This window comes from Orlajensenia leifsoniae (genome assembly GCF_004570845.1).
GTDB classification, from domain to species: domain Bacteria; phylum Actinomycetota; class Actinomycetes; order Actinomycetales; family Microbacteriaceae; genus Orlajensenia; species Orlajensenia leifsoniae.
In genome coordinates, this window is sequence record NZ_SPQZ01000002.1 from 113,118 (window position 1) to 139,313 (window position 26,196).

22 protein-coding genes are annotated in these 26,196 nt (G+C 69.5%); 14 read left to right on the forward strand and 8 right to left on the reverse strand.

Translation table 11 applies throughout. The features are described 5' to 3' along the window. Positions 1–196: 196 nt before the first annotated feature. Positions 197–2,509 carry an FdhF/YdeP family oxidoreductase gene (locus tag E4M00_RS04550; protein WP_135119319.1) on the reverse strand — a complete coding sequence of 771 codons (2,313 nt, stop codon included), beginning with the start codon at positions 2,507–2,509 and terminating at the stop codon, positions 197–199. Continuing rightward, entirely contained in the window at positions 2,506–3,414 is a 909-nt protein-coding gene (gene fdhD / locus E4M00_RS04555; protein ID WP_135119320.1) for a formate dehydrogenase accessory sulfurtransferase FdhD, read from the reverse strand. Before fdhD ends, E4M00_RS04550 begins: the two co-directional genes overlap by 4 nt. Positions 3,415–3,578: 164 nt before the next feature. On the opposite strand from fdhD, the gene E4M00_RS04560 reads away from it, so the two are divergent. Continuing rightward, positions 3,579–3,809 carry a PLDc N-terminal domain-containing protein gene (locus E4M00_RS04560; RefSeq protein ID WP_204772973.1) on the forward strand — a complete coding sequence of 77 codons (231 nt, stop codon included), beginning with the start codon at positions 3,579–3,581 and terminating at the stop codon, positions 3,807–3,809. Between the two features lie 4 nt (positions 3,810–3,813). On the opposite strand, the gene E4M00_RS04565 is transcribed toward E4M00_RS04560, so the two are convergent. Next, entirely contained in the window at positions 3,814–5,802 is a 1,989-nt protein-coding gene (locus E4M00_RS04565; RefSeq protein ID WP_135119321.1) for an ABC1 kinase family protein, read from the reverse strand. A gap of 247 nt (positions 5,803–6,049) precedes the next feature. On the opposite strand from E4M00_RS04565, the gene E4M00_RS04570 reads away from it, so the two are divergent. From E4M00_RS04570 to E4M00_RS04580, 3 genes are read left to right on the forward strand one after another with little or no spacing between them, the layout of a single operon-like run. After that, complete coding sequence (locus tag E4M00_RS04570; RefSeq protein WP_135119322.1) at positions 6,050–7,078, forward strand: 3-oxoacyl-ACP synthase III; 1,029 nt, start codon at positions 6,050–6,052, stop codon at positions 7,076–7,078. Next, the gene (locus E4M00_RS04575) at positions 7,075–9,807 is read left to right on the forward strand and encodes an alpha/beta fold hydrolase (RefSeq protein ID WP_135119323.1); all 2,733 of its coding nucleotides are present in this window, start codon (positions 7,075–7,077) and stop codon (positions 9,805–9,807) included. The genes E4M00_RS04570 and E4M00_RS04575 overlap by 4 nt, the downstream gene beginning before the upstream one ends. Then, a complete protein-coding gene (locus tag E4M00_RS04580; RefSeq protein WP_135119324.1) occupies positions 9,804–10,796 on the forward strand; it encodes an NAD-dependent epimerase/dehydratase family protein in 993 nt (330 codons plus the stop codon). The genes E4M00_RS04575 and E4M00_RS04580 overlap by 4 nt, the downstream gene beginning before the upstream one ends. Positions 10,797–10,985: 189 nt before the next feature. Here the strand turns inward: E4M00_RS04580 and E4M00_RS04585 are convergent, their stop codons facing one another. Continuing rightward, the gene (locus E4M00_RS04585; protein WP_135119325.1) at positions 10,986–11,990 is read right to left on the reverse strand and encodes an aldo/keto reductase family protein; all 1,005 of its coding nucleotides are present in this window, start codon (positions 11,988–11,990) and stop codon (positions 10,986–10,988) included. 143 nt (positions 11,991–12,133) lie between these two features. On the opposite strand from E4M00_RS04585, the gene E4M00_RS04590 reads away from it, so the two are divergent. Continuing rightward, on the forward strand, positions 12,134–13,546 hold the full coding sequence (locus E4M00_RS04590; RefSeq protein ID WP_135119326.1) for an FAD-binding oxidoreductase: 1,413 nt from the start codon (positions 12,134–12,136) through the stop codon (positions 13,544–13,546). 114 nt (positions 13,547–13,660) lie between these two features. Here the strand turns inward: E4M00_RS04590 and E4M00_RS04595 are convergent, their stop codons facing one another. Then, the gene (locus E4M00_RS04595; protein ID WP_135119327.1) at positions 13,661–14,482 is read right to left on the reverse strand and encodes an alpha/beta fold hydrolase; all 822 of its coding nucleotides are present in this window, start codon (positions 14,480–14,482) and stop codon (positions 13,661–13,663) included. Between the two features lie 215 nt (positions 14,483–14,697). Between E4M00_RS04595 and E4M00_RS04600 the strand changes: the two genes are divergently transcribed. Continuing rightward, positions 14,698–15,777, forward strand: a complete 1,080-nt coding sequence (locus tag E4M00_RS04600; RefSeq protein ID WP_135119328.1) for a hypothetical protein — start codon at positions 14,698–14,700, stop codon at positions 15,775–15,777. 30 nt (positions 15,778–15,807) lie between these two features. Here the strand turns inward: E4M00_RS04600 and E4M00_RS04605 are convergent, their stop codons facing one another. Beyond that, complete coding sequence (locus E4M00_RS04605) at positions 15,808–16,830, reverse strand: NADP-dependent oxidoreductase (RefSeq protein ID WP_135119329.1); 1,023 nt, start codon at positions 16,828–16,830, stop codon at positions 15,808–15,810. A gap of 14 nt (positions 16,831–16,844) precedes the next feature. After that, positions 16,845–17,339: a MarR family winged helix-turn-helix transcriptional regulator gene (locus tag E4M00_RS04610; RefSeq protein ID WP_135119330.1), complete on the reverse strand. Its 495-nt coding sequence runs from the start codon at positions 17,337–17,339 to the stop codon at positions 16,845–16,847. A gap of 39 nt (positions 17,340–17,378) precedes the next feature. Here E4M00_RS04610 and E4M00_RS04615 point away from each other — a divergent pair, with 39 nt between their 5' ends. The 5 genes from E4M00_RS04615 (at position 17,379) to ligD (ending at position 22,101) form a co-directional block, all read left to right on the forward strand. Continuing rightward, entirely contained in the window at positions 17,379–18,299 is a 921-nt protein-coding gene (locus E4M00_RS04615) for an EamA family transporter (protein ID WP_135119331.1), read from the forward strand. A gap of 47 nt (positions 18,300–18,346) precedes the next feature. Then, positions 18,347–18,487: a hypothetical protein gene (locus E4M00_RS17820; RefSeq protein WP_167756826.1), complete on the forward strand. Its 141-nt coding sequence runs from the start codon at positions 18,347–18,349 to the stop codon at positions 18,485–18,487. 106 nt (positions 18,488–18,593) lie between these two features. Continuing rightward, positions 18,594–19,145, forward strand: a complete 552-nt coding sequence (locus E4M00_RS04620) for an MOSC domain-containing protein (protein ID WP_135119332.1) — start codon at positions 18,594–18,596, stop codon at positions 19,143–19,145. Between the two features lie 268 nt (positions 19,146–19,413). Continuing rightward, positions 19,414–21,060, forward strand: coding sequence for a Na+/H+ antiporter (locus E4M00_RS04625; protein WP_135119333.1), 1,647 nt, complete (start codon positions 19,414–19,416; stop codon positions 21,058–21,060). A gap of 9 nt (positions 21,061–21,069) precedes the next feature. After that, positions 21,070–22,101 carry a non-homologous end-joining DNA ligase gene (ligD, locus tag E4M00_RS04630; protein WP_135119334.1) on the forward strand — a complete coding sequence of 344 codons (1,032 nt, stop codon included), beginning with the start codon at positions 21,070–21,072 and terminating at the stop codon, positions 22,099–22,101. 171 nt (positions 22,102–22,272) lie between these two features. On the opposite strand, the gene E4M00_RS04635 is transcribed toward ligD, so the two are convergent. Beyond that, complete coding sequence (locus E4M00_RS04635; RefSeq protein ID WP_135119335.1) at positions 22,273–23,334, reverse strand: ATP-dependent DNA ligase; 1,062 nt, start codon at positions 23,332–23,334, stop codon at positions 22,273–22,275. Between the two features lie 45 nt (positions 23,335–23,379). Between E4M00_RS04635 and E4M00_RS04640 the strand changes: the two genes are divergently transcribed. From E4M00_RS04640 to E4M00_RS04650, 3 genes are read left to right on the forward strand one after another with little or no spacing between them, the layout of a single operon-like run. After that, positions 23,380–24,498, forward strand: coding sequence for an epoxide hydrolase family protein (locus tag E4M00_RS04640; protein ID WP_135119336.1), 1,119 nt, complete (start codon positions 23,380–23,382; stop codon positions 24,496–24,498). 2 nt (positions 24,499–24,500) lie between these two features. Next, positions 24,501–25,346, forward strand: a complete 846-nt coding sequence (locus tag E4M00_RS04645) for a hypothetical protein (protein WP_135119337.1) — start codon at positions 24,501–24,503, stop codon at positions 25,344–25,346. A gap of 41 nt (positions 25,347–25,387) precedes the next feature. Continuing rightward, a complete protein-coding gene (locus E4M00_RS04650) occupies positions 25,388–26,182 on the forward strand; it encodes a ferritin-like domain-containing protein (protein ID WP_135119338.1) in 795 nt (264 codons plus the stop codon). Positions 26,183–26,196: the final 14 nt, after the last annotated feature.

The window sequence follows — 26,196 nt, forward strand, 5'->3', positions numbered from 1 at the left end:
CACGGTCGCATCAGCCGACAGAGTGAAAATGCCGCCCCATCCGGTCATCGACAGTCACTGATCGTCCGACCCGTCGACCACCGCGGGACCCGTGCGCCATTTCGCGGGGTACTGCGCCAGCTGATGTGGCGCGCAACCCCGGGAAATGGCGCGGCGCGCGAACAGCCGCCCCGATCACGGCCGCGCCGCCTCAGCCTCAGCGCGGAGAGGCGCTCGCAGCCACCACCCGCACGAGCACGGCCTTCGACACCGGGGTGTTGCTGCCGACGGCGGTGCTGGCGAGCGGGACGAGCACGTTCGCCTCGGGGAAGTACGCGGCCGCGCAACCCCGTGCTGTCGGATAGGAGACTGCGCGGTAGTCGCGGAGCGATCGCTCCACCCCGTCGTCCCACTCGGTGAAGACGTCGACGCGCTGACCGTCGACGAGGCCGAGTTCGGCGAGGTCGAGCGGGTTGATGAAGACCACCTCGCGACCCTTCTTGATGCCGCGATACCGGTCGTTGAGGCTGTAGATGGTGGTGTTGTACTGGTCGTGCGAGCGCAGGGTCTGCAGCAGCAGGCATCCGTCGGGCCTCTGCACGTGCTCGAGGGTGTTGACGGTGAGCATGGCCTTGCCCGTCGCCGTGGCGAAGGTGCGGGAGTCGCGTGGACCATTGGGCAGCACGAATCCGTCGCGGGTGCGGATGCGCTCGTTGTAGTTCTCGAAACCCGGAACGACGCGGCTGATGTGCTCGCGGATCACGTCGTAGTCGTGCTCGAACGCTGCCCAGTCGATGGGAACCTCTGCGGCGCGGTCGCCGAGGGTGGCCTGCGCGAGCCGAGCCACGATCGCCACCTCGCTCAGCAGTCCGGCGGTGACGGGCGGCACCTGACCGTGGCTGCCGTGCACCGCGCAGACGGTGTCCTCCACGGAGACGAACTGGGGTCCGGATGCCTGGATGTCGATCTCGGTGCGGCCGAGAGTCGGCAGGATGAGCGCCTCCGTGCCGATCACGGCGTGCGAGCGGTTGAGCTTGGTGGACACCTGCACGGTCATCTCGGTGCCGCGCATGGCGGCCTCGGCGAGTGTCGTGTCGGAGATGGCTGCGACCAGGTTGCCGCCCATGCCCATCCAGAACTTGATCTCCCCGCGCTGCATGGCCGCGATGCCGTTGACGGAATCGACTCCGTGGTGTCGCGGCGGCTCGAAGGAGAACTCGTCGCGGAGCGCGTCGAGGAAGCGGTCGGGCATCTGCTCCCAGATGCCCATGGTGCGGTCGCCCTGCACGTTGCTGTGTCCGCGAATGGGGGAGGCGCCGGCTCCGAGGCGACCGATGTTGCCGCGAAGCAGCAGCAGGTTCACGATCTCCTTGATCGTCTCGACCGCCTTGCGATGCTGGGTGATCCCCATCGCCCACGTGATGATCACGCGGTCCGCCTTGATGTAGGCATCCGCCAGCTCGTCGATCTGCTGGAGCGAGAGCCCCGTGGCGAGGAGCACCTCATCGTCGTCAACGTCGGCCATGGCAGCGGCGAAGGCGTCGAAGCCGCTGCAGTGCTCGGCGATGAACGCGTGGTCGAGCACTGTTCCGGGGGCGGATGCCTCAGCGAGGAGTACGCGCTTGGACACCGCCTGCAGCAATGCCATGTCGCCGCCCAGCCTGATCTGCAGGAACTGGTCGGCGATGTCGGTGCCGCGACCGACCAGGCCGCGGGCCGTCTGGGGGTTCTTGTAGCGCCGGAGCCCCGCCTCGGGCAGAGGGTTCACCGCCACGATGCGGGCGCCGTTCCTCTTCGCGTCTTCCAGCGCGGTGAGCATGCGCGGGTGGTTGGTGCCCGGATTCTGCCCGAGCACGATCACGAGGTCGGCGTGCTCGAAGTCGTCGTACGCGATCGTGGACTTGCCGATGCCGAGAGTCTCGCCCATGGCCGTGCCCGTGGACTCGTGGCACATGTTCGAGCAGTCGGGCAGGTTGTTGGTGCCGTAGGCGCGCACGAACAGCTGGTACAGGAAGGCCGCCTCGTTCGACGTGCGGCCCGAGGTGTAGAACGACGCCTCGTCGGGGGAGTCGAGCGAGGTCAGCTTGGCCGCGATGATCTCGAAGGCGCGGTCCCACGTGACGGGCGCGTAGTGGTCGGAGTCGGCGGGCTTGTAGACCGGCTCGGTGAGACGCCCCTGCATGCCCAGCCAGTACTCGCTCCTGTCGAGCAGGTCGTCGATGGAGTGCTCGCCCCAGAAGGCGCTCGGAACGAGAACCGGCGTCGCCTCCCACACGACCGCCTTGGCCCCGTTCTCGCAGAACTCGGCGACCTTGCGGTGGTCGGGGTCGGGCCAGGCGCAGCTCATGCAGTCGAAGCCGCCCTTCTGGTTGAGCGTCGCCAGCAGCTTCATGGTGCGGGTGATGCCCAACTGCTGCACCGCCGGTTCCATCGCGTGCAGGATGCCGGGCACACCTGCCGCCCAGCTGCTCGGTGCGCCGACCTCGAGGTCGGCATCCGTCACGTCATCGACCGGCGGACGACGGCTCATGATGCGCTCACCGCGGTCACGAGCGCGGCGGCGCTCGCCGCAGGCGCTGCGTCGGGGAGGGCATCCGGAGCCGCATTCGTCCCGATGCGATCGGGCCGGGAGTACACCACCATGCTCTCGCCGCGGAGGAATCCGACGATGGTGATGCCGAGTTCCGAGGCGAGGTCGACGGCGAGCGAGGACGGCGCCGACACGGCCGCGAGAACCGGGATGCCGGCCATCGACGCCTTCTGCGTGAGCTCGAAGCTGGCCCGGCCCGACACCATGAGCACGATGCCGGTCAGGGGGAGCAGGTTCTCCTTCACGGCCCACCCGATCACCTTGTCGACGGCGTTGTGGCGGCCGACGTCTTCACGCAGCACCAGCATCCGTCCGGTCCGTCCGTCGAAGAGGGCTGCCGCGTGCAGACCACCGGTCTTCTCGAACACGGCCTGGGCAGCGCGCAGGTGCTCGGGGAGGGTCACGAGAACGGCGGGATCGACGACGAGGTCGTCATGGGAGACGGCGTGCTGCGAACTCGTGCGCACGGCGTCGATGCTCGCCTTGCCGCAGAGCCCGCACGAGCTGGTCGTGTAGAACGCGCGCTCGAGACTCGGATGCGGCGCCGCGACGCCCGGTGCGAGAGTCACATCGAGCACGTTGTAGGTGTTGAGGCCCTCATCCGTGGCGCCGGCGCAGTACCGTGCCGCCGCGAACTCGTCCCCGCGGGAGATCACGCCCTCCGACACGAGGAAGCCGGCCGCGAGGTCGAAGTCGGCGCCCGGCGTGCGCATGGTGATCGCCAGCGCCGTGCCTCCGACGCGGATCTCCAAAGGCTCCTCCACGGCGAGGAGATCGTCGCGGACTGTGCGCGACGACCCGAGCGTCACCCGGGTCACCCGCTTGCGAGACGTGATGCGGTTCATGATCCATGCCTACACCCGCGTTCAGTCACATCCGCTGATTCGGTGCAGATTCGCACGGGGCGCTGATGTCCTCGTCGAGAACGGATGCCGCGGGGCCGGCATCGCGACGGCCCACTCGGGCGCGGGGCTGGTGGCGGCGACGCACGAGCCGACATGATGGCCTCATGGACAATCTCACCGGCTGGCACCTGCTCATCCTTCTGCCCATGATCGCGTTGGTGGTGGTGTGGGCCGTCGCGCTCGTGCAGATCGGCCGGTCGGGTCTCGACGCCACGGCGAAGGCCCTGTGGGCGCTCATCGTGATCGTCGCCCCGTTCCTCGGCGTGATCGCCTGGTGGCTGATCGGCAGGCCGAGCGACAGGTCGGCCACCGGACTCAGCGGTCCGAAGCTGTAGGGCGCTAGCGCGGGTTCCGCACGAAGAGGCGCCGAAGCGACCGGAGGATCAGGACGAATCCGGCCAGGGCGATGCTCGCGCCGAGGAATGAGTACAGGCGAACGTTGGGAGTGATCAGCGGTCCGGCATCCGCCACCACCAGCACGATCCCGAGGGCGACCAGGGCGATCGCGATCAACGCGCCGACGCTCTCCGTCACGATCTCGCCCACCCAGCCGTGGTCCTGGGGGCCGCCCAGCGCGCGCACGGCCTTCTCGACGTTCGTCGTCAGAGAGTCCAGTCGTCTGGGGAGCTTGCGCACGGTGGCGATCAGGATGGCCGTCTGCGCCTCGAGGGAGCCGAGCACTGCGCGCGGAGCGAGGAGCCTGCCCAGGAAGTGCGGCACGCGGTCGAGGGCGCGCTCGGCCATGTCGAACCGGGGATCGAGGATGCGCAGGCAGCTCTGCAGGGTGATGATCGACCTGAACGCGATGCCGAGGGGCACAGGCACGCCGAGACGGTGCTCGCGCACGACGTCGAGCAGCTGGGAGAAGATCGAGCTGTTGCCGTCGCTGTGCTTCATGAGGGTGAGCACCCGGCCGATGTCGGCCTGCAAGGCCGCGAGGTCCGCCCCGTCGGGCGCGTCGACGAGGAGGAGCAGGGCGTCCGTCGTCGCGATGTCGTCTTCCGAGGCGGCGGCGACCAGCAGCGTGGCGAGGCCTTCCCGCATGCTCCGCTCAAGCACCCCGACGGCTCCGAAGTCGATCATGCCCAGGCGCCCGTCGTCTCCGAGCAGGAGGTTCCCCGGGTGCAGGTCGGCGTGGAACACGCCCTGCACGACGATCTGCTCGAGCACCGAGTCGAGGAGTCCTGCAGCGAGCTCCTCGCGCTGGGCCGGGGGCAACGAGGCGAGGTGGCGCCGGGAGGCGTTGAGCGGGGTGCCGTCGACGCGGTCCATCGTGAGGAGGCGGCGCGTGCTCGCCTCGTCGTACACCCGGGGCACGATCAGCATGTCATTGCGAGACGCGGCGACGGCGCTCCTGACCTGCCGGGTGTTCCGGAACTCGATGCGGTAATCCAGCTCCTCGCTGAGCGAGCGGGCGAAACCTGTCGCCAGGGTCACGGCACCGAAGTCGCGGCCCCAGCTCGTGCGTTCCTCCAGCCGCGTGGCCAACCGCACGATGATGTCGACGTCGGCGGCCACCTGCGCGGCTGCGCCGGGTCGTTGCACCTTGAGCACGACCGGGGTGCCGTCGTGCAGTCGTCCCGCGTGCACCTGGGCGACGGATGCGGCAGCGAGGGGCGTCTCGGAGACCTCGGCGAACACCGTGTCGATCGGTCCGCCGATCTCCGTCTCGATGACCTCGCGGATCGACTCCCAGGGCAGGGTCGACGCCGACGTCTGCAGGGTGGAGAGTGCCTCGATGTACGGAGCGGGGAGGAGATCCCGGCGCGTAGCGAGCACTTGGCCCAGCTTCACGAAGGTGACGCCGGCGTCGTTGAGCGCATTGACGAGCGCTTGCGGCGTCGACGTGCGCTGCGGCCGGACGGGATGGCGCGCCGCGGATCGTCGGCGACCCTGGATGACCCAGCCGATTCCGTGGCGGGACAGGATCGACAGGATCTCGAGGTAGCGCTGCGTCCGTCGGCGCCTGTGCAACAGGTCGCGGAAGGAGGTGATCGGGTTCGGCAGGGCCTGGGTGGGAAACAGGGCCTCACTGACGACGAGGATCGCGACGCCGAAGGCGAAGACCCAGCCGAACGAGAGGGCTATGAACAGTGCGGCCACCAGCCAGGGCACGTCGAGGTCGCCCGCGGCATCGACGACCCCGGACTGCGCTGCCGTGGATGCCGCGAACGGCCAGCTCGCTGCATAGACCAACAGCCCGACGACGTACGTGCGCGGCCAGCCGACAGGGGCGCCCATCAGGGAGCGCGTGGCGAAGCCGACACCGATGGCGTACACCAACCCGAGGCCCACGAAGAGCGCCCAGAACAGGAATGAATCGAACACTCTGCGCCCTCCCGCGCCTTCAAGCGGCTATCGCCAGCGTAGCGGGACAGGTGCCTTCCGCTGTAGTGTCCTGCGCTCGCACCCGAGGCACCTGATTCTGAGGGCGGTACGATCGGCCGAGCGCAAGCCCCCGCATCCTTTCGCTGTACGTGACTGAATGCGCATATGAACGGAACTAGGCTGGGGCGATGGCCTCGACGGCGTCATCGCCGAGGATTCGAGAACCAGCCGACGTGAAGAGGGATGGATCTCCTTGGACGGAAATGCGACGACGACGCACCGGAATGTAGCGCTGCTGTCAGTCGCGAGCACGATGGCGGAGCGGGTCACCACCTCTGAGGAGATCGACACGCGACTGGCTCCAGTGCTCAAGCGACTGAAGCTCCCGACCGGTCTGTTGCAGCGCGTCGCCGGTGTGCGCGAACGCCGCAACTGGGAGGAGGGCGCCACCTTCGATGACGCCGCCATCTCAGCAGGCCAGCGCGCGATGGCCGAGGCCGGCATCCGTCCCGACCAGGTCGGCCTGCTCATCAACACCTCGGTGACCCGTCCGCACCTCGAACCCTCCGTCGCCGTGCGCATCCACCACGGCCTCGGCCTGCCGACGTCGGCCATCAACTTCGACATCACGAACGCGTGCCTCGGCTTCGTCAACGGCATGTCGCTTGCCGCGGGCCTCATCGACTCGGGTCAGATCGACTACGCGATCATCGTCGACGGTGAGGACGCCGACCAGATCCAGGTGAACACGATCGAGCGCCTCGGCCGCGACGGCATCAACCGCAAGCAGTTCATGAGCGAGTTCGCCAGCCTGACCCTCGGGTCCGGGGCGGCGGCCGCAGTCCTGGGCCGTGCCGACCAGCACCCCGAGGCGCACCGCATCCTCGGTGGCATCACCCGTGCGGCCACGCAGTTCAACGAACTGTGCGTCGGCAGCGTCGACGGCATGTTCACCGACGCGAAGGCCCTGCTGCGCGGCGGCATGGAATTGGTGACGTCTGCCTGGAAGGACGCGCTGAAGACCTGGGACTGGAAGAGCATGGACCGCTACATCATGCACCAGGTCTCCGACGTGCACACCGACGCGATCGTCAAGGCCGTCGGCCTCGACCGCACGCGGGTTCCGCTCACCTATCCGTTGCTCGGCAACATCGGCCCCGCGTCGATCCCGATCACCCTCGCAGGCCAGACGTCGACGCTCAAGCGCGGCGACCGGGTGCTGCTCATGGGAGTCGGATCCGGCCTGAACACCTCGATGATGGAACTGGCCTGGTGAGTCGGGCTCGGACGGCTTCCCTGCCGCCTGCCAGCCTTCCCGGCCTCGACCCGTCGTGGTCGCGCCTCGTCGACGTGCCCGAGCGCGCGATCGGTTCTGCTCCGGATGCTCCGGCTGCGGCATCCGGAACCCGCACGAACCGCTGGCACATCCTCGACAACGCCGCCGACCTCGCCGAGCTCGGGGCGACTCCGGTCGGCACCATCCTCTGCGTGCACGGCAACCCCACGTGGTCGTACCTGTGGCGGAAGACCGTGGCCGCGGCGACGGATGCCGCTGCTGCAGGCCGCCCCGCGTGGCGCGTCATCGCCGTCGACCAGCTCGAGATGGGCTTCTCGGAGCGCACGGGCGTGGCACGACCGCTCGCCCGACGCGTGCAGGATCTGGCCGACCTCACCGACGCCCTCGCCGTCGACGGCCCCGTCGTCACCTTCGGCCACGACTGGGGCGGAGTCATCTCGCTCGGGTGGGCCGTCGACCATCCCGACCAGCTCGCTGGCGTGATGCTGCTGAACACCGCTGTGCACCAGCCCGACGACGTGCCCATTCCCGCAGCCCTCCGGCTCGCCCTGTCAGTTTTGCGCACCGGCACCGTCACGACGACGGCGTTCCTCGACACCACGCTGGCCATCGCGCACCCTCGGCTGTCGTCCGACGTTCGCCGGGCCTTCCGCTCTCCCTACCTCGAGGCCGACCGCCGCGAGGGCATCGGCGGCTTCGTCGCCGACATCCCCGTCGACGCCGCGCACGAGAGCGCCGCCGAACTCGCACGCATCTCCGGCGGCGTCGCCAGGCTCACAGTGCCGGCCCTCATGATGTGGGGACCGCGCGACCCCGTCTTCAGCGATCGCTACCTCGACGACCTGCAGCGACGGATGCCGCACGCCGACGTGCACCGCTTCGAGAACGCCGGGCACCTCATCGCCGAGGACGTGGAGTACGCCGGGCCGGCGCTCGATTGGCTGGGAGATCGATTCGGTTCGGCGCCGGAGTCTCCCTCGACCGACGAGCCCGAGGTGCCGGACGTCTCCGATGCGAGTGACACGCCTCCCATGTGGCACCACCTCGAGACGCTCGCACACAGCCCCGAACCCGCGGTCGTCGACATGGTCGCCGGCCCCGGCGGCTCGCCGCGCGTCGTGAGCTGGGCCCTGCTGTCGACGCGCGTGCACCAGATCGCCCGCGGACTCGTCGCCGTGGGTGTGAAGCCCGGCGACAGGGTCTCGCTTCTCGTTCCGCCGAGTGCCGACCTCACCGCCGTCGTCTACGCGTGCCTGCGCATCGGGGCGATCGTCGTCGTCGCCGACGCCGGCCTCGGCCTGCGCGGCCTGAGCCGAGCCGTGCGCGGTGCCCGCCCCGACCACATCATCGGCGAGATGCCCGGTCTCACCGTCGCGCGCGCCTTCGGCTGGCCCGGGCAGCGCATCTCCGTGGCCACACTGCCCGCCGTGTCGGCGCGTGCCCTGAACGTGACGACCTCGCTGGCCGGCGTCATCAGGGCCGGCGAGGCTGCGCACGACCTCGAGCTGCCGCATCCGCCGGCCGCATCCGCCGTCGCCGCCGTGCTGTTCACCTCGGGATCCACCGGGCCCGCGAAGGGCGTCGTCTACACCCACGGCCAGCTCACGGCCCTGCGAGATGCCCTCTCCGCGCAATACGACGTGGGCGTCGGCACCGGCCTCGTCGCCGGATTCGCCCCGTTCGCACTGCTGGGTCCGGCGCTCGGCGCCCGGTCGGTGACGCCCGACATGGACGTGACGTCTCCGCGCACCCTCACGGCTCGGGCCGTGGCGGATGCCGCAGCCGAGGCCGATGCCACCGTGGTGTTCCTCTCGCCGGCCGCCATCGCCAACGTCGTGGCCACCTCGGGCGAGCTCTCCGCCGAGCAGCGTGCCGCCCTCGCCCGCGTGCGCACCTTCCTCTCCGCCGGGGCGCCCGTCTCGGAAGCGCTGCTGACGGCCGCGTCCGAGCTCATGCCGAACGCCGAGCCGCATACCCCGTACGGCATGACCGAGGGTCTCCTCATGGCCGACATCTCGCTGGACGGCATCAGGTCATCGACGGCTTCGCTCGCTGCCGACACCGTGACGGATGCCGCTGCCGGCGGCGTTCCGGTCGGCCACCCCACGGCCACGACGCGTGTGCGCATCGCGCCCCTCGATGCGGCGGGATCCGTCGGCGGCGACCTCACCGATGCCGCCGGCGTGACCGGGGAGATCGTGGTCTCGGCGCCGCACCTCAAGTCGCACTACGACAGGCTCTGGATCACCAACCGGCTCGCCGACGCGCACTCGACGCCGGGGGAGCGGTGGCACCACACGGGTGACGTCGGTCATCTCGACGGCGAGGGCCGCCTCTGGGTCGAGGGTCGGCTGCAGCACATCATCGTGACGGCGGACGGCGTTGTCACGCCCGTCGGCATCGAGCAGGCGGTGGAGCGCGTCGACGGTGTGCGCCGCGCCGCCGCCGTGGGCGTCGGCCCGCGCGGGGCGCAGCAGATCGTCGTCGTGGTCGAGCTCACGGCGCGGCAGCGACGCTCGCGTCTGGCCGAGCCGGCTCTGGCCGCGGCCGTGCGCGAGGCTGCCGCATCCGGTGGCCACGAGATCGCCGCGGTGCTCGTGGCGGCCACACTGCCCACCGACATCCGTCACAACTCGAAGATCGACCGCGCCGCTCTGGCGCGCTGGGCCGACGGGATCCTCCGCGGCGGACGGATGGTGTCGCCGTGAGAGTGCTCGTCACCGGCGCCAGCGGGTTCCTCGGGGGAGCCGTCGTGCGCGACCTCGTGTCGGCCGGGCACGAGGTGCGCACCTTCCAGCGCCGTCCGTCAGGGCTCGCCGGAGAACCGGGCATCACCGACGTGCTCGGGTCGGTGACGGATGCCGCGGCGGTGACGTCGGCCCTCGACGGCATCGACGCAGTCGTCCACCTCGCGGCGAAGGTGTCGCTGGCCGGCGACCCCGCCGAGTTCGAGGCCGTGAACGTCGGCGGAACGCGCACGCTCGTCGAGGCCATGCGCACGGCCGGCGTCGGCCGGCTCGTGTTCGTATCGTCGCCGTCGGTGGCGCACTCGGGGTCGTCGATCGTGGGCGACGGAGCGCTGCCGGCCGATCCGGCGTCGGCGCTCGGCGACTATGCCCGCACCAAGGCCCGAGCCGAACTGCTCGCCCTGGCGGCGGACTCCGCCGAACTGCGCGTCGTCGCCGTGCGCCCCCACCTGGTGTGGGGACCCGGCGACACGCAGCTCGTCGGACGCATCGTGGAGCGCGCCCGCGCCGGGCGGCTGCCACTGCTCGGCCACGGAGCCGCGCTCATCGACACCACCTACGTCGACAACGCGGCATCCGCCATGACCGCGGCCCTCACCCACATCGACGAGGTGCACGGCCGGTCGTACGTCGTCACCAACGGCGAGCCCCGACCTGTTGCCGAGATGCTCGCCGGAATCTGCGCGGCAGCCGGTGTCGCGGCGCCGCGCTGGAGTGTTCCGGCATCCGTGGCCCGCACCGCCGGAGGACTGGTCGAGGCGGCGTGGCGCGTGCGCCCGGGCATCGACGAGCCGCCCATGACGCGCTTCCTCGCCGAGCAGCTCTCGACGGCGCACTGGTTCGACCAGCGCGCCACCCGTGCCGAGCTCCACTGGACGCCGTCGGTCACCCTCGACGAGGGCCTCGAGCGGCTGACGGCGCACTACGCCGCCGCCTCCGCCGCTCGCTGAACGGCGCCAGAACAGGCCGGAACGTCGGAGCTTCGCGAGAACAGGCCGGACTGGCCTGTTCTCGCGCGTCCGGCCTGTTCTCGCGACTGGATGCGCTCGGGCGGTCGCTGCGCCCGGCCCTCAGCGAGCGGGTGAGTTGAGTCCCGCTCGCTGAGGCCCGGACGGCGTCCGTGGTCGAAGCGCTCAGCCTCAGCTCGGCCGCGACTGCGGCGAGACCGTCTTCGCGGGGTCGCGCTCGGCCAGCGAACCGATGGCGTCGTCGATCGCCGACAGCACTGATGCATCGAGCTTCACACCGGCAGCCTTCACGTTGTCGCTGACCTGCTCGGGCCGCGAGGCGCCGATGATGGCCGACGCGACATTGCGGTTCTGCAGCACCCACGCCAGCGCAAGCTGCGCCATCGAGAGCCCCAGGCCGTCGGCGACGGGCTGCAGCTTCTGCACGCCCGTGAGCACCTCGTCGTTCAGGAAGCTCTTGATGGTGTTGGCGCCACCCTTCTCGTCCGTCGCCCGGGAACCAGCGGGAAGCTCGGCTCCGGGCTTGTACTTGCCCGTGAGCACGCCCTGCGCCACCGGCGACCAGACGATCTGCGAGATGCCGAGCTCCTCGGAGGCCGGAACCACCTTGTCCTCGATGACGCGCCACAGCATCGAGTACTGCGGCTGGTTCGAGATGATCCTGAAGCCGAGCTCCGACGCCAGCTTCTGTCCGGCGCGCAGCTGGTCGGCATCCCACTCCGAGACACCGATGTAGAGGGCCTTGCCCGAGCGCACGACGTCGGCGAATGCCTGCATGGTCTCCTCGAGCGGGGTCTCGTGGTCGTAGCGGTGGGCCTGGTAGAGGTCGACGTAGTCGGTCTTCAGGCGCGCCAGCGATCCGTCGATCGACTCGAGGATGTGCTTGCGCGAGAGCCCGGAGTCGTTCGGACCCTTGGGGCCCGTCGGCCAGTAGACCTTGGTGAAGATCTCGAGGGATGCGCGTCGCTCGCCGGCGAGGGCGTCACCCAGGACGGTCTCGGCCGCGGTGTTCGCGTAGGCGTCAGCGGTGTCGAAGGTCGTGATGCCGGAGTCGAGCGCGGCCCGCACGCACTGGGCCGCGGTGTCGTTCTCCACCTGCGAGCCGTGGGTGAGCCAGTTGCCGTAGGTGATCTCCGAGATCTTGAGTCCGCTGTTTCCGAGGTATCTGAATTCCATCTCTCCACACTACGGCCGTGCAGCGCGCATGCGAGAGACGCCCAGTCCACGCACAGGCCCCGCCCCGCCACGACGACGAGGACGGGCGCGGATGCCGCAGAATCGTTCATGACGCAGCAGCGCGCCAGCCAGGGAGAGTGATCGTGAGCACCATCGTCGAAGCAGACGTCGTCACCGCAGTGTCGGCCATTGTGCGGAGGGACCAGGTGCTGACGGATGCCGCCTCCCTCGCCGCGTACAGCCACGACGATGCGGAGTGGGCCGCGTACGACCGCCCGCTCGCCGTCGTGCTCGCCGAGAGCACGCACGACGTGGCCGCCGTCGTTGCCTGGTGTGCGACGAACGGCGTCGCCGTCGTCCCGCGCGGCTCGGGCACCGGACTCTCCGGTGGTGCGAACGCCGTCGCCGACTCGATCGTGCTCTCCCTCGAGCGCATGACCGCTGTGCTCGAGATCGATGCCGACGAGCGCTACGTCGTCGCGCAGGCCGGTGTGATCAACGACAGGTTGCGCGCATCCGTCGCCGAGAAGGGTCTCTGGTATCCGCCCGACCCCGCGAGCTCGGCCATCTCCACCATCGGCGGCAATGCGGCGACCAACGCCGGCGGCATCTGCTGCGTGAAGTACGGCGTGACCCGCGACTACGTGCTCGGCATGACCGTCGTGCTGGCCGACGGAGCCGTCGTGCAGCTGGGACGCCGCACGGCCAAGGGCGTCGCCGGCTACGACCTCACAGCACTCATGGTCGGCTCGGAGGGCACCCTCGGCATCATCACCGAACTCACGCTCAAGCTGCTGCCCCTGGCCGGCCGGGAGGAGCGCGCCGTGGTCGGGTACTTCCCGTCGCTGCACGCGGCGGGAGTCGCCGTCGCCGCGATCGCCCACGCCGGCATCATCCCGGCGGCGCTCGAGCTCATCGACCGCACCTGCCTGCGCGCCGTCGACGACTGGCAGCAGTGGAGCCTCCCGCGCGACGTCGACACGTTGCTTCTCGCGAAGATCGACGACGCCGGTGCCTCGGGCGACGCGCTCGCGGATCGGGTCGCCGAGGCCATGACCACCGCCGGGGGAGTGAACGTGGAGCGGGCCAGCGAGCAGGCCGAGGTCGATCGCCTCTTCCTCGCGCGCAGACTCGCGTACCCGGCGCTGGAGCGGCTCGGGCCCGTGCTCACCGAAGACGTCTGCGTTCCCCGGGGAGCCGTGCCCGAGATGCTGGCGCGCATCCAGGCGATCGCGGAGGCCAACGAGGTCGTCATCGCGAACATCGCCCACGCCGGCGACGGCAACCTGCACCCCCTGATCATCGCGCCGGAGGGCGACGACGCCGCCAAGGCACGGGCCAAGGTGGCGTTCGACGCCATCATCGCCGAGTGCCTGGCGCTCGGCGGGACTGTCACGGGTGAGCACGGGGTCGGCCTGCTGAAGCTGCCCGGGCTGGCGGATGAACTGGGTGAGAGGGTGATCGAGCTGCACCGTTCGATCAAGCTCGCGCTCGACCCGCTGAACACGCTGAATCCGGGGAAGGCGTTCCCGGCCGCGGAGCCCGCCGCTGGTTGAGTAGGCCGCGAGCGCAGCGAGCAGCCGTATCGAAACCACGCCCGCTCGGGCGCGACGTCTGGTGGATCTCGATACATGTCCGACTTCGTCGGGCACTACTCGATCAGCCGGGCCTCAGCGAGCGGTCGTCGCCAGGAACCCCAGCAGCGCCTCGTTGAACTTCGCCGGCTGCTCGATGTTCGCCGCGTGGCCGTCCTTCTCGATGATCACGGATGCCGCCAAGGGGTTCAGTGCGGCCGCCGCCGGTGCATGCTCGCTCGGCCAGAACTCGCTCTCGCGCCCGGCTACGAAAAGCACCGGCACGTCGACCGCGGCCACAGCCTCACGCCAGTCCTGTCGTGCGTGGTCATCGAGCAGTGCCAGCTCGCCGGCGCTGAACGACACCTTGAGCCCGCTGCGACGCACGTCCATGGCACGCACGAGGCGTCCGATGCGCACGACCCCCTTGGATCGAGCGGTGGCGCGGCCCGTGTCGGGAACCCCCGTGGCGAACATCGACTCGATCGTCGCCGTGTCGTAGTCGTAGAAGCCGTAGGGCCAGTCGTCGGTGTTCAGCATCGTCGGCGTCTGGTCGACGATGACGATGGCGCCCACCCGATCCGTGCCGAACTGCGACGTGAGCGACCAGATGGCGTTGCCGCCCATCGAGCCTCCGACGAGGACGGCGTCGTGAAGGTCGAGACTCTCGAGCAGCTCGCGCACATCGGCTCCGTGGCGCTGCATGGTGTGACCGGCATCCGGAGTCTCAGACTCGCCGTGGCCTCGCCGATCGAACGCGATCACCCTGTAGCCGGCTTTCGCGAGGGCCTTGCGCTGGTAGACCCAGCTCGTGGCCGCCGCCTTGAAGCCGGCGATCAGCACCACAGGCCGGCCATCGGGCGAGCCGGATTCCGTGTAGTGCAGCCTGACGTCATCCGTGGTCGTGATGGTCGGCACCGATGCCTGCTTCCTCGAGTCGAACGAACTTTCGCCTGGCGCGGCGTCCGCCACGCACGCAGACAACCGTAAGACAGATGCGTACGCATTCACAGTGTCGTGCAGCTGAGCGGCATGACCTAATCCCCGCATGTCGCACCGATGCGCTCGCGGCCGCGCGCGCCTAAACTGCCGCTCGGGCCGACCCTGCGCGGCCGGTGGAGGGGAGGGCGGCGGTGACCCTGTTCTCGTCCGATCCCCGGGAGCCGTACACCTCTCCGTACACCTCGCCGTACGGCAGCCCGTTCGAGGCCGAACCGCCGCGTCGCCCGAGGCGCGGTCGTCGCATCGTGGTCTGGCTGCTGGTCGCGCTCGCCGCCGTCGCCGCGGCATGGGCCTTCATGAATCCCGTTCGGCTCACCGATCAGATCGTGGTGTGGACGCATCAGCCGCAGGCCGCCGCGGTTCAGTTCGCCCAGCGTGCGGGAATGACCGACGAGGCGCGCTTCACCTTCTACGCCAGCGTTCCGGCGATCGAGGACCGTGCCGCGTTCAATTCGTCGTGCAACCAGCAGCTGGAACAGGGAGTGACCCTCGGATGCTACGTGCCGGTGGGTCGTGCGATCCACCTGTTCGACATCACCGATGAGCGGCTCGACGGCATGCAGGTCGTCACCGCCGCCCACGAGATGCTGCACGCCGTGTGGGCGCGCATGAGCTTCGGAGAGCAGAGCGAGATCTCGTCGCTCCTGGAGGAGGAGGCAGCACGACTCGCCGACGATCCGGCGTTCATCGACAAGCTGGCGCTCTACGCGGGAATTGACGACGCGGGACGCGCCACCGAGCTGCACTCCATCCTCGGAACCGAGTTCACCGGGCTGTCTCCGGCCCTCGAGAAGCACTACGCGCGGTACTTCGATGATCGGGATGAGCTGGTGGCACTGCACGTCACCAGCGAGGCCGTCTTCTCGGCGCTGCAGACCCAGTCCGAGGCCCTCGTCGCCGAGCTCGACACCCTGCGGGGCGACATCGAGGTCGATTCGCAGGACTACACCGAGGAGTCCGATCGGCTGAGCGCGGACATCGACGAGTTCAACGCCCGCTGGGACGCCCCGGATGCCGGAACCCAGGAGCAGTTCGATGTCGAGCGCGCGGTGCTGCTCGATCGACAGGCGACGCTCGACGCGCTCTACGATTCCATCACGACTCGTCGCGCCGAGTTCGATGAGAAGGCGGAGAAGCTGGAGCAGATGAACGTGCAGGTCGACGCGTTGAACGCCGCCATCGACTCGCGGATACCGCCCGTCGGCGAGTGACGAGGGGCGGCATCCGGCAGCAGAGGGCCGTCAGGCGGCCGAGCCCACCCGAACGACCATCTTGCCGGTGTTCTCGCCGCGCATGAGCCCGAAGAAGGCCTCGACGGCGTTGTCGATGCCCTCGACGACGGTCTCGTCGAACACGATCTTCCCGTCGCGGAACCAGCCCGTCATCTCCTCGGTGAAGGCGCGGTAGTGCTGGAAGTGGTTGCCGACGGTGAACCCCTGCAGCGTGAGGCCGCGGGTGACGATGTTCGACATGTTCGAGGGCCCGGCGACGCGCTCGGTGGCGTTGTAGTCCTGGATGGCGCCGCAGAGTGCCGCGCGGCCGCCGTCGTTGAAGGAGCTGAGGGCGGCCTCGAGGTGGTCGCCGCCCACGTTGTCGAAGTACACGTCGATGCCGTCGGGCGCGGCGGCCTTCAGCTGCTTCCGCACGGGGGCGTCCTTGTAGTTGAACGCCGCGTCATAGCCGTACTTCTCCGTGAGCAGGGCGACCTTCGCGGGCGTTCCGGCCGAGCCGATCACGCGCGAGGCGCCCTTCAGTCGCGCGATCTGTCCTGCGGCCGTTCCGACGGCGCCGGCCGCGCCCGAGATGAAGACGATCTCGCCCTCCTTCATCTTCGCGATCTCGAGCAGTCCGAGGTAGGCGGTGAATCCGGTCAGGCCCAGCATTCCGAGGTAGGTGGACAGGGGAACGCCCGGGAGTTCGGGAACGACCCTGTAGCCGGATGCCGCACCCTGGCTGACATCGCGCCAGCCCTCCTGGTGCAGCACGACGTCGCCGACGGAGTGAGCGTCGGAGGTCGACTCGACGACCCGTCCGATGGCGCCGCCGGTCATGGTCTCGCCCAGGGCGTAGGGCGGGGTGTAGCTGCGGACGTCGTTCATGCGGCCGCGCATGTACGGGTCGACCGAGATGAACTCGTTCGCGACCCGCACCTCGCCGGGAGCCAGCTCGGGCAGCTCGACGGTGACACTGCGGAAGTCGTCGTGGGTCGGCCAGCCGACGGGCCGGGCGACGAGCTGGATCTGCGTGCTGGTGTTCGTTGTCATGGTCCCATCCTCCGTCAGTCGAGGGCGGCGATCCACTTCGTGAGAATGTGTTCAGCGTCGGCGACCTCGTCGGCGGAGAGCGCCGCGAGGAGCCTGTGCTCGTTCGCGATGTGGGCGGTGAAGGCGGCGTCGATCAGCTCTCGCCCGTGAGGGGTGAGGGCGATGACGCGCCCGCGTCCGTCGGCCTCGCTGCCTCGGCGGCTCACCAGCCCGCGGGTCTCCAGACGATCGACGCGCTTGGTCATCGCGCCCGACGTGACCATCGTCGATCCCGCGAGCTCCGTCGGCGTGAGCTCGAACGGGGCTCCGGTGCGCCGAAGGGTCGCCAGCACGTCGAACTCTCCCTCGCCGAGGTCGAACTCCCGGTAGCCCGCGGTGAGTTCCGTGGTGAGGCGATTCGCGAGCCTGTGCAGCCGGGCGATGACGGCCTGCGGGCTCACGTCGAGATCGGGGCGTTCCCGCGCCCAGGCCGTCATGACGTGGGCGACGTGGTCATCGGGGTTCGACATTCCTCGAGTATATCTTCCAGGGAAGGTAATATGGTTTCCATGGAAGCTACATGGCGATGGAGTCTCGTGACGGCCGTGGCCCCGATCGTCTGGGGCACCACCTACTTCGTCACCCGCACGTTCCTCCCACCCGACGTTCCGCTGTGGGGTGCTGTGATCCGGGCCGTGCCGGCAGGTCTCCTGCTGCTCGCGCTCAGCCGCCACCGCCCGCGCGGCGCGTGGTGGTGGAGGTCGGTCGTGCTCGGAACGCTGAACATGGGGGCCTTCTTCGCTCTCGTGTACGTCGCCGCGCAACTGCTCCCGACCAGCATCGCGGCGACGGTGATGGCGCTCGCGCCGCTGGTGATGATGCTGCTCGCCCGGGTGCTGATCTCGGAACGACTCCGGATGCTGCCCCTCCTCGGCGGCGTGATCGGTGTCCTCGGCGTCGGCCTGATGCTGTTCAGCACCGGAGCCGGCGTGAACCTGCTCGGCGTTGCGGCATCCGTCGCCGCCATGACGATGTCGTCGCTCGGGTTCATCCTCGCCAAACGCTGGAGCACAGACGTCGACGTGCTGGCGCTGACGTCGTGGCAGCTGCTCGCCGGCGGGGGAGTCCTGCTGCTGCTCGCCTTCGCCGTCGAGGGGCCGCCGCCGGCGCTGGACGGCACCGAGATCGTGGCTTTCGCATACATCGGGGTGATCGGGACGGCGCTGGCGTTCGTGGCGTGGTTCACGGGCCTGCGTCATCTGGATGCCGGCACCGTGGGGCTCATCGGCCTGCTCAATCCTGTCACCGGCGTGCTCGTCGGCACGATCGTCGCGCACGAGGTGCTCGAGGGCCGCCAGGTCGCCGGTATCGTTCTGGTGCTCGTGGGGGTGCTGCTCGGACAGCCGATCATGCGCCGGTTCGCGCGGCGCCGGCCATCCGTTCCCGCGAAAGCACCCCATGTGCCCGGCGGGCGGGCGGCGGACGCGTAAGGTTGCCGCACGGGGCCGTCCAGGCTTCCCGATCAAAGGGCGTCACAGTGTCAGACAAGTCACCGAAGAAATCGTCCAGCAAGACCGCCGCGAGCAAGACTCTCAAGGAGAAGCGCGCCGACAAGAAGGCCAAGGTCGAAGGCCGTTCCGGGAGCGACGCCGTCAGTGGCGCCACCCACAAGAAGTAGGCGCATCGGCCCGGTCGTCCAGGCGCCCGGGCCGCCGAGCTCCCCACGCCGGGAGCTGCAGCTCGCGCTGCGCGATCGGTGGTGGAGCTCCTCTTAGGATTGCCTCATGCCAGAACTCCTCGCCGCCTGCGTCGTCCGCGACCTCCGCCCCGACCGCGGCAACGGGGTCACGGCCATCGACAAGGTGGCGGTCAGGTCGCGCGCGAAGATCGGGCCGTACGGACTGCGCTCCGACGTGCAGGTCGACCGCAAGCACCACGGCGGCTTCGACAAGGCGATCTACGCCTATGCCCAGGAGGACGCGGAGTACTGGGAGAACGAGCTCGGCCGCGAGCTTCCCGCCGGCTGGTTCGGCGAGAACCTGCGGGTGTCGGGCATCGACGTGAATGCCGCGCGCATCGGCGAGCAGTGGCGCATCGGTACGGATGAGGCATCCGTCGTGCTCGAGGTCACCATGCCCCGCACGCCCTGCGGAACCTTCGCGCGCTGGGTGGGTGGCGAGCACGAACGTGGCTGGGTCAAGCGCTTCGGCGCTGCCGGCCGGCTGGGAGCCTACCTGCGCGTCGTGAAGCGCGGGTCGGTGGGAGCCGGAGACCCGATCGAGGTCGTGCACAGCCCCGACACGGAGCTCACCGTGCTGGGGATGTTCCGCGCCTGAGGGCGACGCGTCGGCGTCAGCCCTGGTAGCCCGACTTCACCATGGCGACGATGGCCGCGACGAGTCCGACTCCGCCGACGAGGCCGATCAGTCCGACAACGGACCAGAGGATCACTTCAGCCGACATCAGGCTCTCCATTTCATGCGGTGAGACTCCATTCTGGCCTGTCTCGGACAGCAGCACCAACCGGAGCATCGCTGTCGCTATCGTTGTCGGATGACTGCAACCGGCGCCTGCAGAACCACCCTGTCGGAACGGCACGCCTAGATGGATACCGTGACGACAGTGGTCTGGGTCGTCGCCTTCGTGCTGGTCACCGTGACGGTGACGGGCTTCACGGGGCGCATCGGCTGGTCGGCCCCCGTCGCCCTCGTGGCCGTCGGCGCCGTCGCCTCCTTCATCCCCGCGGTTCCCCGGGTCGAGATCGAGCCCGAGCTGGTGCTCTACGCCGTCATCCCGCCCCTGCTGTTCGCCGCGGCGATCCGCACGTCGTTCATCGACATCCGTGCCCGCGACGACAGCATCCTGGCGCTCTCCGTGGGCCTCGTGGCCTTCACCGTCGTCGTGGTCGGCTTCGCGACCTGGATGCTGGTTCCCGCCATCACGCTCGCCGCAGCGTTCGCCTTCGGCGCCGTCGTGGCCCCGACGGATGCCGTGGCCGTATCGGCCGTTGCCGGCCGCCTGAAGCTTCCCCGTCGCCTGGTGACGATCCTCGAGGGCGAGAGCCTGCTGAACGACGCCACGGCCCTCGTCGCGCTGAACGCAGCGATCATGGCGATCCTCAGTGTCACGGTGCTGAACCCCTGGGCCATCGCCGGCAACTTCGTGCTCGCCGTGGTCGGCGGAGTCGGCGTCGGCCTCGGCATCGGCTGGGTGCTCTCCGAGGTGCGGAAGCGCCTGCGTGCGCCCGTGCTCGACACCAGCCTGTCGCTCATCACCCCGTACCTCGCCTTCATCATCGCGCAGGCGATCGGGGGCTCCGGCGTTCTGGCGGTCGTCATCGCCGGCATCCTGCTCGGTTATCGCTCGCCCACAGTCCAGTCGGCCGAGGCACGCATCGCCGAGAGGCTCAACTGGAAGACGATCCAGTTCCTGCTCGAGAACGCCGTCTTCCTCTTCATCGGCCTGAACCTCGCCGGCATCGTCGAGGGCGCGTCGTCGGCGGGCCCCGGCATCTGGCCCACCATCGGCATCTGCCTCGCCATCCTCGTGACGCTCATCGTGTCGCGGTTCGCCTGGGTCTTCATGCTCACCTGGCTGTACAAGCACGGGCCGCAGTTCCTGCGCGCACGCCAGTGGAGCTGGCGCAATGCGACCGCCGTCTCGTCGGCCGGCATCCGGGGCGTCGTCACGCTCATCGCCGTGTTCCTGCTCCCGCCCGAGACGCCGCAGCGCGAGTTCCTGCAGTTCCTCGCCTTCGTCGTGGTGGTCGGAACGCTGCTCGAGGGGCTGGCGCTGCCGCGGATCCTCAAGCTGCTGAAGCTTCCCGCCCCCGACTACAGCCAGGAGCACTCGGAGCGGATGCTGCTCATGGCCGAGGCCGAGGACGCCGGCGTGGCGAGGCTCGAGCAGGAGCGCACCGACGACGACGAGCTCGAGGTCATCGACAGGTTGCGCGCGAATGCGGCGTTCCTCGCCGAGGCGCTGCAGAACCCGCCGACGACCGGTGGGGAACCCCGCCCGGTCGCGTACACCCGGCTGCGTCGCGTGATGATAGAGGCGCAGCGCGAGGCCGTGCTCGCGGCCCGCCGCGAGGGGCGGTACCAGGAGGCCGCCGTGCTCTCAGTGCTCGCCGCGATCGACGCCGAGGAGACGGCGCTGCGCACCGCCGGCCCCAAGGTCAAGCCCACCGCGCTGCCGGTGACGCCTCCGAGGCGGATGCCGTCGAAGCGCCGCCGCCCAGCCCCCGAGTAGGTTGGTGCCATGGCGAGCGAAGCGACGATGCTGACCGTACCCGGGCCCCACGGCGACCGGGAGGTGCGCATCTCCAGTCCGAGCAGGGTGGTCTTCCCCGAGCCCGGCATCACCAAGCTCGATCTCGCGCAGTACATCGTGGACGTCGGCGACGCCTTCGTGGCGGCGAACGGTGACAGGCCCGTGTCACTGCAGCGTTTCGGCGACGGCATCGACGGCGATCAGTTCTTCTCGAAGAACCCGCCCAAGGGTGCTCCCGACTACGTGCGCTCGGTGCCCGTGGTCTATCCGAGCGCCCGGTCCCATCCGCAGCTCGTCATCGACGAACCGGCCGTCGCCGTCTGGGCCGTGCAGATGAACACCATCGTCTTCCACCCGTGGGCATCGCGCGCCGGAGACTCCGACAACCCCGACGAACTGCGCATCGACCTCGACCCGCAGCCCGGAACCGACTTCGCCGACGCCAAGGCAGCCGCCGTCGAGTTGCGTTCAGTGCTCGCCGACGCGGGGCTCACGGCCTTCATCAAGACCTCGGGCAACCGCGGCCTGCACGTCTTCGCCCCGATCGAGCCCACGCACGAGTTCCTCGAGGTTCGGCACGCCGTGATCGCCGCCGCCCGCGAACTGGAGCGACGCATGCCGGATGCCGTGACGACGGCGTGGTGGAAGGAGGAGCGCGGCGAGCGCATCTTCGTCGACTTCAACCAGGCAAATCGCGACCGCACCATGGCCGGCGCCTACAGTCCCCGAGCCCTCGCCCACGCTCCGGTCTCCTGCCCGATCACGTGGGACGAGCTTGCGGATGCCGATCCGCGCGACTTCACCGTGCTGACGGTCCCGGAGCGCCTGCGCACCGTCGGCGACCCGTGGGCGGCACTGCACGACGAGCCCGGCCAGATCGACACCCTGCTGGAGTGGTGGGACCGCGACCTGGCGAACGGCCTCGGCGAGCTGCCGTTCCCGCCCGACTTCCCGAAGATGCCGGGGGAGCCGCCGCGCGTGCAGCCGAGCCGCGCGAAGAAGGAACCCACGGCCGAGTAAGCCCGTCCCGCTGGCAGAGGGAGCGACGAAGTCGCCCCCGAAGCCGAGGGTGCTGGGCGCCGGTCAGTGCGCTTCGGGGCGCTCGCTTCGCTCCCGTCCCTCTGCGGGCGGGGGGAGGGCGCTCGCTTCGCTCCCGTCCCTCTGCGGGCGGAAGAGGGGCGTGCGCGTGCGCTACTCCAGCACCTTGCTCAGGTCGTAGGCCGCCGGGATCTCGAGCTGCTCGAAGGTGCACGACCTCGCATCCCGGTCGGGTCGCCAGCGGGCGAACTGCACCGTGTGCCGGAAGCGCGAGCCCTCCATCTGGTCGTAGCGCACCTCCATCACACGAGTCGGCTCGAGCTTCACGAACGACACGTCCTTGCTGCCGGAGAACCGGCTGCGGTCGGTCTCACCGGTCACGGCGGCGCCGTCCTCGTCTCGCACGACGAGAGGCGCGAGCTCCTCCACCAGCTCGAGCCGCCGCGCGTCGGAGAACGCCGACGCCCCGCCCACGCCTCGCAGTTCGCCACTCTCGTCGTAGAGCCCGAGCAGGAGCGATCCGACTCCGTTGCCGCTCTTGTGCACGCGATACCCGAGCACCACGACGTCGGCCGTCCGGTGGTGCTTGATCTTCAGCATCACGCGCTTGCCCGGCGCATAGGAGGCCGCCAACGGCTTCGCCACGACCCCGTCGAGGCCGGCTCCCTCGAACTCGACGAGCCACTCGCGGGCGAGGGCGGCATCCGTCGTCGTCCTCGTGATGGTCAGGGGTGCCGCGAAACCCTGCGCCAACGCCTCGAGTGCTGCGCGGCGCTCCGAGAACGGTCGCTCCAGCAGCGACTCGTCGCCGAGGGCCAGCAGGTCGAACGCCACGAACATCGCCGGAGTCTCGACGGACAGTTTCGCGACCCTGCTCGCGGCGGGATGGATGCGCTGCGACAGCGCCTCCCAGTCGAGCCTCTCGCCGCCGGTGGATCCGCGCGATGACGCGCGCACCATGATCTCGCCGTCCAGCACCGTCGGCTGCGTCAGCTGGGCGGTGAACGCCTCGACCAGCTCGGGGAAGTAGCGCGTGAGCATCTTCGAGCCGCGGCTGCCGATCTCCACGGTCTCGCCGTCGAAGTAGATGACGGCCCGGAAGCCGTCCCACTTCGGTTCGTAGAGCAGGCCTCCGGCGACGCTGTCGGCATCGGGCACGCTGTCGAGCGCCTTCGCGAGCATGGGGGAGATGGGCGACGTCGCCGAGGGTTCCATGCGTCGATCCTGCCCGACCCGGCGGCTTTCTGCGACAGTGGAGGGATGACTTCCACCGCGTTCATGATCGCCGTGCCCGACGACACGCTCGACGACCTGCGGATGCGGCTGCGCAACACCCGCTTCACGACTCCGAGTCGCGCCGAATTCTGGGGTGCCGGCGTCGACCCCGGCTACCTCGCGTCGCTCGTCGCAGGGTGGGCGGACTGGCTCGATTCCGACTGGCGCTCCGTCGAGAGCCGCCTCAACGCACTCGACCACCGCCTCATCGATGTCGACGGCACCAGCATCCACATCGTGCGCGCGACCTCCGGACCCGTCGACGGCGAACGGATGCCGCTTCTCCTGATGCACGGCTGGCCGAGCAGCTTCGTCGAGATGCTCGCACTGGTCGAGGAGTTCCAGGCAGCGGGCGCCCCGTTCGAGATCGTCGTTCCGTCGATGCCGGGCTTCCTGTTCAGTGAGCTGCCCGAGGGGCCGCTCACCCGGGAGGCCATGGCCGACGTCATGCACGCGCTCATGACCGAGGAGCTCGGCTTCGAGCGCTACGGGGTGTTCGGGGGAGACATCGGCGGCACCGTCGCGGCCTGGCTCGCTGCGAAGCATCCGGAGTCCGTCACCGGCCTCTACATGATCCACCCGCCGTTCCCAGCCGAGTTCGAGGCACCGCTCACCGACGCGGAGCACGAGTTCCTCGAGTCCGAGGCCGAGTTCGACCAGTCGGACGGCGGCTACAGCGCCATCATGATCACGCGTCCTGACACCATCGGAGCCGCCGTCGCCGACTCACCGGCCGGCCTCCTCGCCTGGATCATCGACAAGTACCGCGACTGGAGCGACTGCGGCGGCGATCTCGAGACGCGCTTCGATCGCGAGACCCTGTTCACCATCGGAACCCTCTACTGGGCCACGGAGTCCATCGGAACCTCGTTCCGCCAATACGTCGACTACGACGCGAACCGGCCCCGGCCCGACATCACGGTGCCGGCAGGCTTCACCGTGAGCGCCGAGCCCGGCATCCGTGAGATGCCGCGCAGCATCGCCGACAGGTCGTGCTCCGACATCCGCGTCTGGCACGAACCGTCCGTCGGCGGGCACTTCCTCGCCCATGAGGAACCGAAGCTGCTCGGGGGCCATCTCACAGCCTTCTTCGCGAGTATCTGACGATGACGACGGATGCGACCGAGGCGCTCATGACAGGATCCGAACGATTCGACGTGCGCGAGTTCGCCCGCACCGCCGTCGGCACGCACCGCGATCGCCTCGACATCGCCGCCCTCGCCGCCCAGCCCCTTCCGGGCGACGCGCTTCGGGCCGTGAGGGTGCTGCGCGACCTCGAGGCCGCCACCATGGACCGGCTGCGGAACGTCCTCGTCACAGCCACCCACAAGGACGCCCGAGTCACGGCGTTCCTGGTGAGCTGGGCGTTCGAGAAGTTCTGGATCGCCGACGCCCTCACCGCCGTCATCGAGGCTCAACCCGAGGCGCACCGCGCTGCCGTCGAGACGACGCCGGTGACGGATGCCGCCACCTCGCGCGGCCGGGCGGACCGGCGCGCCCGCCGCGGGCCCGTGCGCCGCTCGGTGTCGGGCTTCCTCGCCGGCGAGTCGATCGTGGCGGTGCACGTGACCAGCGGACTCGTCGACGACTGGATGCTGCGGGCGAGCTACGAGCGTGTGATCGAGGTGAGTGAGAACGCCGAGGTCGCCCGCGCCCTGGGCGAGGTGCTCGAACTCAAGGCCCGCCACTCGCGCTTCTTCGAGGAGGAGGCTGTGCACCGCCTGCTCAAGAGCCCACGCGCCGTGCGGCTCACCCGTCGGGAGCTCCGCCGAGACGTGCTGCCGCTCGGGGCGGTCACGCTGTCCCCGGGCGACCGAGCCTTCTTCACGCGCTTCTCCTTCGCCGGCGACATCGGGCCGATGCGGGCGCAGAGGGTCGCGTCGTGCGTCGCCGACCTGCCCGGCATGGACGACGGCACGATCAGAGCCGTGCAGCTGCGACTCGCAGCCTGAGCACGCGCGTGCTTGGATGATCAGCGGAACGAGGGAGCACAGTGGCATTCGACATCGACACGTACACCGCGACGAGCGTGAGCGTGAACTGGGACGACCTCGACCTCGAGGTCTTCCGCGAGCATCCGTTGCCTGAGGACTCGCTGCGGACCCTCCGCTACATGGCTGACGTCGAGTATCACACCGTCTGCTACACCCGTGATCTGCTCACCACGCCGTCGCACCGCGAGGCCGATGTGAGCTCGTTCATGACCATGTGGAACCGCGAGGAGTTCTGGCACGGCGAGGCTCTCGCCGCCGTGCTCGCGATGCACGACATCACCGTCGACTTCGATCAGCTGAAGGCCAACCGGCTGAAGCTCGGCTGGAAGGACCGACTCGACCCCATCAAGCAGTCGGTGCTCGGCTCGCTCGTGGGCGAGGACTTCGTGGCCGTGCACATGTCGTGGGGCGCGGCCAACGAGTGGTCGGCCATCACCGCCTACAACCGCATGGCCGAGCTCGAGCAGGATCCCGTGCTCGCCGAACTGCTGCGCCGCATCGCGAAGCAGGAGGCGCGACACGTCGCCTTCTACACCTCGCAGGCGCGCGAACGGCTGGCGAAGAGCACCAAGGCTCAGAAGATCACGCGATTCGCGCTGAGCAGGTTCTGGGCGCCGGTCGGCTCCAGCATCATGGAGCGTTCGGATGTGCAGCACGTCATGAACCACCTCATGAGCGGACCCGACGGACGCAAGGCCGCCAGGAAGGTCGACGATTCGATCAGCGGGATGCCCGGACTCGGCGGCCTCACGATCGTGCAGGACGCTCTCGACGAGCTGGGCGTCCCGGCCTGATCCGAGCGCCGCGC